Genomic DNA, 13508 nt, shown 5'->3' on the forward strand with positions numbered 1-13508 from the left:
GCGAAGGGTCCAGCGAAGGGCCCGGCGAAGCCCAGCGAAGGGCCCGGCGACGGATCCGCCCGGCAGCGGGCTTCCTGGCTTCCTTGCGGACAGTCGCTGTCCGCAAGGGCTGGCAGACTCGGAAGCATGTTGGAGACATCCGCACGACTGCTGCGCCTGCTCTCACTGCTGCAGGCCCACCGCGAATGGTCGGGAGCGGACCTCGCCGGGCGGCTGGGCGTCACCCCGCGCACGGTCCGCCGTGACGTGGACCGGCTGCGCGAGCTGGGCTATCCCGTCAACGCGAGCCCGGGCACGGGAGGCGGCTACCAGCTCGGCGCGGGGGCCGAACTGCCGCCGCTGCTCCTGGACGACGACGAGGCGGTCGCGGTGGCCGTCGGACTGCGCACGGCGGCCGGGCAGGGCATCGACGGCATCGGGGAGTCCTCCGTACGCGCCCTCGCCAAGCTGGAGCAGGTCCTGCCGAGCCGGCTGCGGCGCCGGGTCGGCGCCCTGAACGCCTTCACCGTGCCGATGCTGCGCGGTCCGCAGCCCTCCGCCGTGGACCCCGCCGTCCTCACCGAGCTGGCCAACGCCTGTCGCGACAGCGAGCGGCTGCGGTTCGAGTACCGGGACCATGGCGGCGCCTCGACGCGCCGCACCGTCGAGCCGTACCGGCTGGTGTGCACCGAGCGCCGCTGGTACCTGGTCGCCTGGGACGTCGACCGCGACGACTGGCGTACGTTCCGGGCCGACCGCGTCACGCCGAAGCCGCCGCACGGTCCGCGCTTCACGCCCCGTACGCCACCGGCGGAGGATCTGGCCGCGTACGTCTCCAAGGGCGTCTCCACGCGCGCGTACGCCACGAACGCCGTCGTCCGGCTGCTGGTGCCGCTGGAGGAGGCCGCCGCGCGGATCTCGCCCTCGACCGGCACCCTTGAGGCCTCCGGGGAGGACAGCTGCATTCTGCGCACCGGGGCGGCGAGCCTCGACGTCATGGTCATTCACGTGATGCTCATGGGATTCGAGTTCGAGATCATCGAACCCGCCGAGCTCGGCGACGCGATCCGAACGGCCCGGGACCGGCTGTCCCGGGCACTGGAGAGACAGGGTTCTCGGGCGGCGCCGAGCACGGCCGCGATGCCGTAGTGATCACCCCGGGAGCCGGCGGATGCCGTGCGGGGGTCCTGTGCCGGAACCGTGTATTTCTTATGCGGCGTCAGCTTCCGCGTCGCGCGGCGGAATCAGGGCGCGCGGGAATGGAAAGGCGCCGCGGCCGCACGGATCCGCGCATTCCACACGGCTATTCGGGACGATCTCCCGGCGTCTCAGAATTACGTTCGAAGGCGTGCGGAACACGTAGGGAACCCCTCATACGTGTGACGGAGTTCGGCGAAACGCGTGTCGTGATCCTGTGACAGAAGTGTGACCGGCGCAGGATAGGTGGCTCCTGGTCGCCGATCGGGCTTCCGCGTCCGGGGCGACCCGCCTAACGTGGCGGTCATGGCACCCATTCACCCCTCCAGCACAGAGCCGCAGGACAGTCCGGAGAGCTATCTCGGACTGGAGGTGAGCAGCGCCGAGGAGCGCGCGCAGGAGCACGGCTGGTCCTCGGTGCGCTCGCTGCCGCCCGGCGCGATCATCACGATGGAATACCTCGTGGGGCGGCTGAACTTCGAGGTCACGGACGGCACGGTGACACGCTGCTGGAAGGGCTGAGCGCCCGGCCGCGGCAGGCGGTGCGACCGGGCGTGGCGCCGGTGCGCCGGAACGCGAGGAGACACCGGGACAGGAACGTGCGAAGGCCCCGGCTCGATGAGCCGGGGCCTTCGCGGTGCGGGGAGAGGTTGTGCGTACCGGCCCCGCAGCTCTCAGCCGCCGCCCGCGAGGGGGCGGGCCGAGGCGGTCGTGGCCGCGCGGGCAGCGTGCGGCGGGCGGCGGCTGCCCGCCGGTGTCACCGGGGTGCGCTCCGAGCGGGCGGTGTGCGGGCCCGGGGCCAGGTGGGCGGGGGCTCTGTTCGGGCGCGACGCGACCGTCTCGCGGGCCGGCACCTCGCCGTCCACGGCGGTGGGCCGCGTGGCCATGACGGGTGCGCCGACCGGCGCGGGTGCCGGTGCGGGCGCCGTACCGCCGCGGCGGGAGCGCACGAGGTCGCGCAGCGCGAAGATCCAGGCCTCGGCGCGGGCGATCAGCGGCTCGCACCAGGGCAGCGCCAGCAGGATCAGCAGGCCCGCGGCCCAGCCCAGCAGGACATCGCTCAGCCAGTGCGTACCCAGGTACACGGTGGTGAGGCCGACGCCGAGGGAGACCACGGCGGACAGGGCGGAGAGCCAGCGTCTGGCTCTCGGGGTCGACGCCAGATAGGCCAGGATTCCCCAGGTCACGACGGCGTTGGCGGTGTGGCCCGAAGGGAATATATCGCCGCCCAGGCCCATTTCGTTCGAGCCGATCGTGATCGCGTAGTGCGGGCCGAGACGGCCCATGCCGAGCTTCGCGGCGCCGACCGTGACGTTGAGGAGGAGCAGGGACGCGCCCAGGGTGAGCAGCGGGCGCAGCGTGTGCTGCCGCCAGGAGCGCCAGCCCAGCCAGGCGGCGACCATCACGGCGGTGGGGCCGCGCTGGCCGAGCACCACGTAGTAGTCCAGGAACGCGTGGATCTCCGGCCACTGCTGATAGGGCCGGAAGAACATGACCTGCCAGTCGAACCGGACCAGCCACGACGTGATCGCAACGGCCCACACGATCGCCAGGTAGAAGGCCAGGGTCGCCGTGAAGAGGACAACCCTGTGCCGAGTCATCTTCGGCACATCGATGTGGGCCGGCCGTTCCGGCTCACGGTCCAGCCGGGCGAAGACCCGGTCCAGACGGGTGAGGTTTCGTTCGGTACGCACTCAATCGACGTTACAGCGAGTGAGCTGCGTTCCAGGCCGATTCACTCGGTTTGTGATGACGATGTGATGTGGGATTCCTCTCAGGATCATGTTCATTTCCAATGAATCTCCAATCCCCGACGCGCGGAGCCTTCAATTCCATTGATCACTCGCGGCTTCGGTTTTATGGCGCTTATATATTCGTTCACCGAATGATGGTGTGGAATTGTCCGGCCGCTCACCGGCCGCCGGGCGCCACCGCTCACCGGCCGCCGGGCGCCGCCGCTCACCGGCCGTCCGGCGCCGCCGGTCGGCGCGATGATCATGCCGAGGGCGTGCCGCCGCATACGTGCGCCGCCCGCCCGGGGCGCGCTTCCGTCCTGCCGGCGATCTCCCACGAACGAGGTACCCCCGCCACCCGCGGGAGAGCGGGTGACGCGCGGCGGGGGAAGCCTCGCAGGGCGTGACGAGGTCCGGGGAGCGTGGCGTACGCCACACACCCTGCCGGGAGAACGTGAGAGGTCCGCCACGTGTCATCGGCGGGAACTCGCGTACGCTGACGGCTCACTCGCCTTTGTTGCGTGGGCCCGGGATTCGCTCTTCGGGCCGCAGCCCCAGGGAGTCCCCACCCTGCGGATCCGCCGATCGCGAGGGAATCTCTGGAGGTACGTACATGTCCGGGACGACCACGGCCGCTGCGCGATGCCGTCGGGAGACCGGGGCCGGTGCCAACCGCTGGGTCGTTCTCGTCGTTCTGTGCGTCAGCCTGCTGCTGGTCGCCGTCGACGCCACCGTGCTCCACGTCGCGGTGCCCGCCGTCACCGAGGACCTGAAGCCCGGCGCGATAGAACTGCTCTGGATCGTCGACGTCTATCCGCTCGTCTGCGCCTCGCTCCTCATCCTCTTCGGCACGCTCGGTGACCGCGTGGGCCGACGGCGGATCCTCCTCCTCGGATACGCCCTCTTCGGCGTCGCCTCCGGCATCGCGGCCCTCGCCGACAACGCCCAGGTCCTGATCGGCGCCCGCGCCCTGCTCGGCGTCGGCGGCGCGATGATCATGCCCGCCACGCTGTCGATCCTGCGCCAGGTCTTCCCCGACCGGCGCGAACGGGCGCTCGCGATCGGCATCTGGAGCGCGGTCGCGGCCGTCGGCGCGGCGGTCGGACCGCTGCTCGGCGGCTTCCTCCTCGAACACTTCTGGTGGGGATCGGTCTTCCTCATCAACATCCCGCTGATGATCGTCAGCCTGCCGGTCGGACGGCTCCTGCTGCCCGAGTCCCGCGGTGACCGCGACGGTCCCTGGGACGTGGTCGGCGCGCTGATGGCCGCCGCCGGTCTGTTCGGCCTCGTCCTCGGCGTGAAGCGCCTCGGTGGCGGCGAGGCGCCCTTCAGCCCCTTCACCCTGGCGCCGCTGCTCATCGGCGGTGCGCTGATGGCCGGCTTCGTACGGCGTCAGCGGCGGCGCACGCATCCACTGGTGGACCTGCGGATGTTCGCGCGTCCCGCGTTCAGCACGTCGGTGGGATGCATCGTCCTCGCCATGCTCGCCCTGGTGGGCCTCGAACTGATCGCCGCGCAGTATCTGCAGCTCGTGCTCGGCCTGTCACCGCTCCAGACCGGGCTGCGGCTGCTGCCGCTCACCTTCGCGGCGATGGCCGCCGGGCTCGCGGGAGCGAAGCTGCTGCGGCGGTTCGGGCCGCGCGCGATGGTCTGCTTCGGCTTCTGTCTCACCGCGGCCGCCGTGGTCACGCTCACCGCGATGGGCGGCGACGACAACACCGGGCTGCTCCTCTTCGGCTTCGTACTGCTCGGCTTCGGTCTGGAGACCACGCTCTTCGGGGCGTACGAGTCCATGCTGAGCGAGGCGCCGCAGGAGCAGTCCGGCGGGGCCGCGGCGATCGGCGAGACCTCGTACCAGCTGGGCGCGGGGATAGGGATCGCGCTGCTGGGCAGCGTGATGAACGCGGCGTACGCGCCCGGTCTGTCCTCCGTCCCCGGCGTCCCGGCGGCCGATTCGGAGGCGGCGGGGCACTCGCTGGGGGAGGCGTACGAGGTCGCCGACCGGCTCGGCGGGACCTCCGGCGGCGCCCTGCGGCAGGCGGCCCGCGACTCCTTCGTGCACGGACTGCACGTGACGCTGCTGGTGAGCGCCGCGCTGTTGCTGCTGGGCGCCGTGATGGCGCTGCGACTGCCGCGGGTCATGGACTGCTCGGCACCCGCGACGGACTCCGCCCCGGACGCGAAGTCCGGCCCGGCCGGGATCCCGGCCCCCCGGGACGTCGCCGAGACCCGCGTCTCCGCCTAGAGGCCCCCGAGGGGCGCGCCGGACCCGACGTCCGCGGCATGATCCGCACGGCAGTCCCAAGCCTCCCTGGACTTGCGGGACACTGCGTCGTAACGTCGGGTCGAGATCCTTAACTAGCGGTGCTAGTTATCACCTTGCCGGAGGCTGTCGTATGTCCGCGTCCTCGAAGCTCCCGCCCTTCGACCCCGCCGACCCGCTCGGGATCGACGACCTGCTCGACGCGGAGGACCTGGCCATCCGCGACACCGTGCGGAGCTGGGCCGCGGACCGGGTGCTGCCGTACGTCGCCGACTGGTACGAGAAGGGCGAGCTGCCCGGGATCCGGGAGCTGGCGCGGGAACTGGGCGGCATCGGCGCCCTCGGCATGTCGCTCGAGGGGTACAGGTGCGCGGGGGCCAGCGCCGTGCAGTACGGCCTCGCCTGTCTGGAGCTCGAAGCGGCCGACTCCGGGATCCGTTCGCTCGTCTCGGTGCAGGGCTCCCTCGCCATGTACGCCATCCACCGGTTCGGCAGCGAGGAGCAGAAGCGGGCCTGGCTGCCGCGCATGGCCTCCGGCGAGGTCATCGGGTGCTTCGGACTGACCGAGCCCGACCACGGCTCCGACCCCGGCTCCATGCGGACGCACGCCAAGCGCGACGGCGGGGACTGGGTCCTCAACGGCCGCAAGATGTGGATCACCAACGGCTCCGTCGCCGGAGTCGCCGTCGTCTGGGCGCAGACCGACGACGGCATCCGCGGATTCGTGGTGCCCACCGACGCACCCGGGTTCTCCGCCCCCGAGATCAAGCACAAGTGGTCACTGCGGGCGAGCGTGACCAGTGAGCTGGTCCTCGACGACGTACGGCTGCCGGCCGACGCCGTCCTGCCCGACGTCGTCGGCCTCAAGGGTCCGCTCGGCTGCCTCTCGCACGCGCGGTACGGAATCGTGTGGGGCGCGATGGGCGCGGCACGCTCCAGTTTCGAGTCCGCTGTCGCGTACGCGAAGACGCGGGAGCAGTTCGGACGCCCCATCGGCGGCTTCCAGCTCACCCAGGCAAAACTCGCCGACATGGCCGTCGAACTGCACAAGGGCATCCTGCTCGCCCACCACCTGGGCCGCCGTATGGACGCGGGACGGCTCCGTCCCGAGCAGGTCAGCTTCGGCAAGCTCAACAACGTACGGGAGGCCATCGAGATCTGCCGTACCTCGCGCACCATTCTCGGCGCCAACGGCATCTCGCTGGAGTACCCCGTGATGCGGCACGCCACGAACCTCGAGTCGGTGCTGACGTACGAAGGCACCGTCGAGATGCATCAGCTCGTGCTGGGCAAGGCGCTCACCGGGCTCGATGCCTTCAGGTGAAGGCCCCGCTCGTGAAGCCCCGGGAAGGCAGGGCCGGTGAGCGGCCCTGCCTCAGCTCTGGTTGAAGAAACCGTCCGTCCGACGGCTCGCGGCCTCGCCGGAGACGATCTCCGTGTTGGCCGGGGTCAACAGGAAGACCCGGGTCGCGACCCGCTCGATGGTGCCGCGCAGGCCGAAGGTCAGGCCGGCCGCGAAGTCCACCACGCGCTTGGCGTCGGCGGGCTCCATGGACGTGAGGTTGATGATCACCGGGACGCCGTCCCGGAAGAGTTCGCCGATACCGCGTGCGTCCCGGAAGCTGTCCGGGGTGACCGTGCCGATCCGGCGGCCCTTCTCCTCCGCCGTCTCGGAAGCAACCTTCACGCGCGGGTCGGTGACCCAGGCTTCGCCGGACTCCTGACCCTCGGCGTAGTCGTCGTCGTAGTAACGCTCGTCATCGTTGTCGTCGACGAGGCCAAGCCAGGCACTCGCCTTGCGCACCGATCCCATGGACGCCTCCTCTCACAGCGGTCTTTCGTGCTTCCGCATCCCCATGGTCGTCCATGATGCGGATGTCGCGCCAAGTGGATAGACGCCGCGCGGGGGTTTCGTGACGGTACTGGTGCACAGCGAATCCGTCGAGAGCCCGCGTCCCCCAAGGGTCGTACGGGGTACGGCTGCTGACTGAGAGTGAAATATGATTTCTCACGGCGATCGGGTGACGGGCGGTGCGTACGGGTGAACGGAACGGTCGATACGATGCCGCAGCTCAACGTCGTACGTGTCACGGGGGAGTGTCGTGTTCGGAATCGTGAGGCCATGCAGTCACCGTCTCGGTGAAGGGCTCAAGACGCAGTGGATGGCGCATTTGTGCGGGCTTTGCCTCGCGCTGCGCGGGGACCACGGCCAGTTCGCGCGGGTGGTCACCAACTATGACGGCCTGCTGATATCGGTTTTGACGGAGGCTCAGGCCGAGCACGCGACGGGATGGCGGCGCACCGCCGGGCCCTGCCCGCTGCGCGGCATGCGGACCGCCTCCGTCGCGCAGGGCGAGGGCGCGCGGCTCGCCGCCGCCGTCTCGCTGGTGCTCGCCTCGGCGAAGGTGCGCGACCATGTCGCCGACGGGGACGGCCTCCTGGCCCGCAAGCCGGTGGCGGTCGCGGCGCGCCGGGTGGCCGCGAGCTGGGGCAGGGCCGGGGCGCGTACGGGATCCGACGTCGGCTTCGACACGGCCGTGCTCGTCGACGCGGTGGACCGGCAGATCGGGATCGAGGCGCTGGCCGGGCCCGGAACGCCGATCCTGACCGTCACCGAACCCACCGAGACCGCCACCGCCGCGGCGTTCGCGCACACCGCCGTCCTGGCCGGCCGTCCCGGCAACGCCGCGCCGCTGGCCGAGGCCGGGCGGCTCTTCGGACGGCTCGCGCATCTGCTGGACGCCGTGGAGGACCGGGAGACCGACGCCGCGGCGGGTGCCTGGAATCCGCTGACGGCCACCGGTACCTCGCTCACCGAGGCCCGCCGGCTCGCCGACGACGCGCTGCACGGTATACGGCTCGCCCTGCGGGAGGCCGAGTTCACCGACAGCCGGCTGGCGCACGTACTGCTCGCCCACGAACTGCGCCGGTCGGTGGACCGCGCGTTCGGGACGTCGGGGTGCGGGCGCGCGGCGGGCGGGGCGCACGGGGCGGACGGCTCTCTCGACGCGCTCGATTCCCTCGGCTCGCCGGGCGCGGCGGTTCTGCTCGGGCCCGAGGGCTCCTTCGGGCCGCCGCCTCAGCACGGCGGCAATCCGTACGTCGGCGGCGGCAACCCCTTCGGCGGAGGGCCCTCCGTCCAGCCGCCGGCCCCCGGCAAGCGCGGATTCTGGGCCGGCTGCGCCGCCGCCATCGGGCTGTGCTGCACCTGCAAGGTGTGCTGCGCCGACGAGTACGAGGGGCCGTGGTCGCGCAAGAAGCGCGAAGGGTGCCTGAACAACTGTGACTGCGACTGCGGTTGCTGCGAGGCGTGCAAGTGCTGCGAGTGCTGTGAGTGCTGCTCGTGTTGTGACTGCGGGCTGTGACCGCGGGTTGTCGTGACGGCGTGGTGTGACCGCGAGTTGTCGCGACGGCGCAGTGGGACCGCGAGCTCGGAGCACTCCCGTCCGGGGTGCTCCGAGCGGGTCGGGGGAGCGCGATCAGTCCTTCAGCTCCGGCGGGGAGATCTGTGACGTCGAGATGGCCGAGCCCTTCGTGCCCCACTTGGCGAGGATCTTCTCGTACGTCCCGTCGGCGATGAGCTTGTTCACCGCCGCCCGGAAGGCGGGCGTCAGCGCGCTGCCCTTCTTGAAGGCGAAGCCCACGTCGAGGCGGTGGAACTCGTTGAGGAACTTGACCCCTTGCTGGTGGGCGACGGCGTAGCGCAGGCCGTTGATGGTGCTCATCACGACATCGCTGCGGCCCTGTTGCAGCGAGGACCAGATGGCGCCCTGCTCGCTGTACGTCTGCACCTTGTACGCCTTCTCGCCGGCCTCCGAGCAGACCTTCTTGTTCGCCTCCAGAGTCGCCTCGAACGTCGTACCGGCCGCGGTCGCGACGTTCAGCCCGCACAGCTGCCGGAGCTCGGTGATCTTCGAGAGCTTGCTGTCCTTACGCGTGGCGAAGCCCTGGCCGTCGTTGACGTAGGTGACGAAGTCGATCGTCTTCCGGCGCTCGTCGGTGACACCGAAGTTGCTGGCCCCGAAGTCGTATTTGCCGCTGTCGAGGGCCGGCAGGATCGCCTCGAAGCTCGCGGACTCGTGTTTCAGCTCGATGCCGAGGGTCTTGGCCACGGCGTCCGCGAAGTCGACGTCCTGCCCGGTCAGCGTCTTGCCGTCCGCCAGGTAGGAGGTACCGGGCGGCGAGCCGGACACGCTGATCGCCACGGTCAGCGAACGGGTGCCGGACGGCAGCAGCTTGGCGGCGGAGGCATCCTTGCGGATCGGCGAGACGACGTCCTTGGTGGGAATCCTGTCGGCCCGCGCCGCGGCCTGCGCGGTACTTCCGCCGGCCGCGTCGTCCGTACCGGAGCCGCAGGCGGTGACCAGCAGGGTCGCGGAGGTGAGCAGCGCAAAGGACGCGAAATGCCTGTTTCGGGTACGCGAGAACGTACGCATGGTGTGCGGTCTCCTGAAGGCAGGGAGTGAAAAGGCGCAAAAGGGAGGGGAGGGGTGCGCGTGTGAAGGCGTGGGGAAGAGGAGAAACGCGGAAGCCGCCCGTCACGGACGGGCGCGCAGGGGGTCAGCTCAACAGGAGGAGGACCACACGCGACCGAAGTCGATGTGGGAGCGCTTGACCAGCCACTGCTGCGAATGCATGGGCCAAGTGGAACAGGCATCCGTTTCTGCGTCAACTGACTTGAGACGTAAGGCTCACAGTATGGACAGCCTTGACATCGAGGGGAAACGGCACCGTACTCTCGTGTCACGGCCCTGCTGAGGGGCTCGGCCGTACGGCGCTCTCGGGCGCTCAGCGTGGCCTGTGTGAAGGCACCCGTGTTCGACTCGACGCATCACGGAGCCCTCGCATGTCCTCCGACACCCTCACCAAGGTCGCCGCCGTACCGGACGACGCGGCCTCCCTGCGCATCGTCCCGCGGCGCCGTCCCGGCCTGTGGACCGCCGCCGTCGCGGTGCTGGTCCTGCTCGGGCTCGCCCTCAACTCCGTCGTACGCAATGACGCGTTCCAGTGGGACGTCGTCGGCGAGTACTTCGCCTCCGCCTCCGTGCTGCGCGGACTGTGGCTCACCCTCTGGCTGACCGCGGTCGTGATGGTGCTCGGCTTCGCCCTCGGCACCCTGCTCGCCGCGTTCCGGCTGTCCACCAACCCCGTGCTGCGGACGGTGAGTTGGGGATACGTCTGGCTCTTCAGGTCGATGCCGATCCTGGTCCAGCTGCTGTTCTGGTTCAACATCGGGGCGCTGTACCCGCAGATCCTCGGTGTGCGTACCGTCGACCTGCTCGGCCCCGTGACCGTCGCCGTCGTCGGCCTCACCCTGCACGAAGCCGCCTATGCCGCCGAGGTGGTGCGCGGCGGCATCCTCTCCGTCGACCGCGGGCAGATCGAGGCCGCGCAGGCGCTGGGCCTGAGCCGGTGGCGCCGCTGGTGGCGGATCGTGCTGCCGCAGGCGATGCGCTCCATCGTGCCGCCGGCCGGGAACATGCTGATCGGGACCCTCAAGGGCACCTCCATCGTCAGCGTGATCGCCGTGCAGGACCTGCTCTACTCGGTGCAGCTCGTCTATCACCGCACCTACCAGGTCATGCCGCTCCTGATGGTGGCCACCCTCTGGTACATCATCGTCACCTCGGTCCTCGGCGTCGGCCAGTACTACGTCGAGAAGCACTACGCGCGCGGTTCGGAGCGCACCCGATGACCGCCGGACGGCCGTCGCTGGTGATCGTCGGGGCCGGTCCGCGGGGGACCGGTCTCCTGGAGCGGATCGCGGCCAACGCGGCCGAGCTGTACGGCGGTTCGGGGCTCGACATCCATGTCGTGGACCCGTACCCGCCGGGCGCCGGACGCCTCTGGCGCGAAGAGCAGTCGCCGCTGCTGTGGATGAACTCCGAGGCGCAGGACGTCACGATGTTCACCGACGAGACCGTCGACATGGCCGGGCCCGTGCTCGAAGGACCCACGCTCGACGCGTGGGCGGGTCTCGACGGGCGCACCTTCGCGGACCGGCCCCGACAGGGCGCCTACCTGCGGTGGGTGTACGAGCGTGCCGTGGCCGCCCTGCCTCCGGGCGTCCGGGTGCACCGTCACGCGACCCGCGCGCTGCGGGTGAGCGGACCCCGTGAAGGCCGCCAGCAGGTGTGGCTGGAGGGCCGCCCCCGCCCGCTCCTCACCGACCTCGTCGTGCTGACCATCGGCCACCTCGACGCCGAACTCGACGCGGAACAGAGCAGTTTGGCCGCGTACGCGGCGCAGCACGGGCTGGTCCACCTGCCGCCGGACTTCACCGCCGACAGCGACCTGTCCGCGCTCGCGCCCGGCGAACCCGTCCTGGTCCGCGGCTTCGGGCTCGCCTTCGTCGACCTGATGGTGCTGCTCACCGAGGGGCGCGGCGGGCGCTTCGAGGGCGACCGCTACCTGCCGTCCGGGCAGGAGCCGATCCTGTACGTCGGCTCCCGGCGCGGGGTCCCCTACCACTCCAAGATCGGCTACGGCCTGGAGGGTGAACGGCCCCCGCTGCCACGGTTCTTCGGGTCCGCCGAGGTCGACGCGCTTCTCGCGCGCCCCGAGAGGATCGACTTCCGGCGGGACGTGTGGCCACTGATCGAGAAGGAACTGGGGTTCGCGCACTACCACCGTCTGTTCACGGCACACCCCGAGCGCACCCGGGTCGCCTGGAGCGACTTCGAGGAGAAGTACGCCGCCGGTTCCGGTGCCGAGATCCAGGCCCTGGTCGCGTCCGCCGTGCCCGACCCGGCCGACCACCTCGACCTCACCGCGCTCGACCGTCCGCTGGACGGGGTGCGCCACACCTCGTACGACGATCTCCAGGACGGACTGCGGACATACATCGAGGAAGACCTGAGACGACGTCATGATGCCTCGCGCAGCCCGGACCTGGCCGTCTTCCTAGGGTTGCTCTCGGTCTACGGGCAGCTGGTCCGGCTCGGTGACATCGGCCCGTGGTGGCACGGCTTCTTCAGCTGCGTGGCATCGGGGCCGCCCGGCCCCCGGCTGCGCCGGATGCTCGCCCTGTCGCGGGCCGGAATCCTGCGGTTCATCGGCGCGGACATGACCGTCACCGCCGAGGACGGGGTCTTCCGGGCGGGCAGTGCCACCGTGCCCGGCGCGACGGTGGAGGCCCGGGCGCTCGTCGAGGCCCGGCTGCCGCACCCCACCGTCGAGCGCACCCGGGACGCACTGCTGCGCGAGCTGTACGCGGACGGGGCCGCCGCCACGCCCGAGGGGCTGCTCGCCGTCGACCCCGCCGACGGGCGCGTCCTGGAGCACTCCGGCACCCCGCACCCCCGGCGCTTCGCACTCGGCCCGCACACCGATGCCCGGGGCTCGGGCGCCTTCACCCGGCCGCGTACCGGCGGCCCGGCCTTCCGGCAGAACGACGCGACGGCGCGCGCCGCGCTCACGTTCCTGCGGGCGCTGTCCTGTCGCGCCGCGGCCTGACGCCCCTCCGGCATTCCGCAGAACGACACTTCGCGAAGGGAATCACCCGATGAGCACAACCACGGCCGGCCCACCGGTCATGGTCGACATCAAGTCCGTCCACAAGCGCTTCGGTTCGCTGGAGGTGCTCAAAGGGGTCGACCTCGCGGTGCGGGCCGGAGAGGTCACCGTGATCCTCGGTCCCTCCGGATCCGGCAAGTCGACGCTGCTGCGGACCATCAACCACCTGGAGAAGGTCGACCAGGGCCGGATCAGCGTCGACGGCGCGCTCGTCGGCTACCGGCGCTCCGGCGACAAGCTGTACGAGCTGCCGGAACGCGAGATCCTCAAGCAGCGCACCCGGATCGGCTTCGTCTTCCAGAGCTTCAACCTCTTCCCGCACCTCACGGTGGTGGAGAACATCGTCGAGGCCCCGGTCTCCGCGCTGAAGCGCCCCCGCAAGGACGCCGCCGAGACCGCGCGCGCCCTGCTCGACCGGGTCGGGCTCGCCGACAAGGCCGACGCCTATCCGAAGCAGCTCTCGGGCGGGCAGCAGCAGCGGGTGGCCATCGCCCGCGCGCTCGCCCTGGAGCCGAAGCTGCTGCTCTTCGACGAACCGACCTCCGCGCTCGATCCCGAACTCGTCGGTGAAGTGCTCGATGTCATCAAGGACTTGGCCCATCAGGGCACCACGATGATCGTCGTCACCCATGAGATCGGGTTCGCCCGCGAGGTCGCCGACACCGTGGTCTTCATGGACGACGGCCGCATCGTCGAGCAGGGCGCCCCCGGCGACGTACTCGACCGGCCGAGGCACGAGCGCACCCGGGCGTTCCTCTCCAAGGTCCTCTGAACCCGGCCCCCCACCGCTCCGCGCCGGTCTCCCGGACCTCGACACCGCT

General features: G+C 70.7%; 11 protein-coding genes. 8 read left to right on the forward strand and 3 right to left on the reverse strand.

Features of this window, described 5'->3' with window-relative positions:
- The first annotated feature begins 126 nt into the window (after positions 1-126).
- Complete coding sequence (locus OOK38_RS24790; RefSeq protein WP_266757054.1) at positions 127-1128, forward strand: YafY family protein; 1002 nt, start codon at positions 127-129, stop codon at positions 1126-1128.
- A gap of 354 nt (positions 1129-1482) precedes the next feature.
- Positions 1483-1698 (forward strand): I78 family peptidase inhibitor, encoded by a 216-nt coding sequence (locus OOK38_RS24795; RefSeq protein WP_266757052.1) that lies wholly within the window; start codon positions 1483-1485, stop codon positions 1696-1698.
- Between the two features lie 152 nt (positions 1699-1850).
- Here OOK38_RS24795 and OOK38_RS24800 read toward each other — a convergent pair whose 3' ends face one another.
- Positions 1851-2870, reverse strand: coding sequence for a phosphatase PAP2 family protein (locus OOK38_RS24800; RefSeq protein ID WP_266757050.1), 1020 nt, complete (start codon positions 2868-2870; stop codon positions 1851-1853).
- Between the two features lie 652 nt (positions 2871-3522).
- On the opposite strand from OOK38_RS24800, the gene OOK38_RS24805 reads away from it, so the two are divergent.
- Both OOK38_RS24805 and OOK38_RS24810 read left to right on the forward strand, forming a co-directional pair.
- Positions 3523-5154 carry an MFS transporter gene (locus tag OOK38_RS24805; protein ID WP_266848809.1) on the forward strand — a complete coding sequence of 544 codons (1632 nt, stop codon included), beginning with the start codon at positions 3523-3525 and terminating at the stop codon, positions 5152-5154.
- Between the two features lie 151 nt (positions 5155-5305).
- Positions 5306-6496, forward strand: a complete 1191-nt coding sequence (locus tag OOK38_RS24810; RefSeq protein WP_266848811.1) for an acyl-CoA dehydrogenase family protein — start codon at positions 5306-5308, stop codon at positions 6494-6496.
- A 51-nt stretch (positions 6497-6547) separates the two neighbouring features.
- On the opposite strand, the gene OOK38_RS24815 is transcribed toward OOK38_RS24810, so the two are convergent.
- A complete protein-coding gene (locus OOK38_RS24815) occupies positions 6548-6985 on the reverse strand; it encodes a cell division protein SepF (protein ID WP_266757045.1) in 438 nt (145 codons plus the stop codon).
- 289 nt (positions 6986-7274) lie between these two features.
- On the opposite strand from OOK38_RS24815, the gene OOK38_RS24820 reads away from it, so the two are divergent.
- Positions 7275-8537 (forward strand): DUF5685 family protein, encoded by a 1263-nt coding sequence (locus tag OOK38_RS24820; RefSeq protein ID WP_266848812.1) that lies wholly within the window; start codon positions 7275-7277, stop codon positions 8535-8537.
- A 114-nt stretch (positions 8538-8651) separates the two neighbouring features.
- Here OOK38_RS24820 and OOK38_RS24825 read toward each other — a convergent pair whose 3' ends face one another.
- Complete coding sequence (locus tag OOK38_RS24825; protein WP_266757041.1) at positions 8652-9608, reverse strand: ABC transporter substrate-binding protein; 957 nt, start codon at positions 9606-9608, stop codon at positions 8652-8654.
- Positions 9609-10018: 410 nt separating this feature from the next.
- On the opposite strand from OOK38_RS24825, the gene OOK38_RS24830 reads away from it, so the two are divergent.
- Genes OOK38_RS24830 through OOK38_RS24840 form a run of 3 tightly spaced genes read left to right on the forward strand, consistent with a single transcriptional unit; the run spans position 10019 to position 13459 of the window.
- Complete coding sequence (locus tag OOK38_RS24830) at positions 10019-10867, forward strand: amino acid ABC transporter permease (protein WP_266848814.1); 849 nt, start codon at positions 10019-10021, stop codon at positions 10865-10867.
- Positions 10864-12627, forward strand: coding sequence for an FAD/NAD(P)-binding domain-containing protein (locus OOK38_RS24835; RefSeq protein ID WP_266848816.1), 1764 nt, complete (start codon positions 10864-10866; stop codon positions 12625-12627). The genes OOK38_RS24830 and OOK38_RS24835 overlap by 4 nt, the downstream gene beginning before the upstream one ends.
- A gap of 49 nt (positions 12628-12676) precedes the next feature.
- Positions 12677-13459 carry an amino acid ABC transporter ATP-binding protein gene (locus OOK38_RS24840; RefSeq protein ID WP_323178825.1) on the forward strand — a complete coding sequence of 261 codons (783 nt, stop codon included), beginning with the start codon at positions 12677-12679 and terminating at the stop codon, positions 13457-13459.
- Positions 13460-13508: the final 49 nt, after the last annotated feature.

It is taken from the genome of Streptomyces sp. NBC_00568 (assembly GCF_026341855.1).
Classification (GTDB): domain Bacteria; phylum Actinomycetota; class Actinomycetes; order Streptomycetales; family Streptomycetaceae; genus Streptomyces.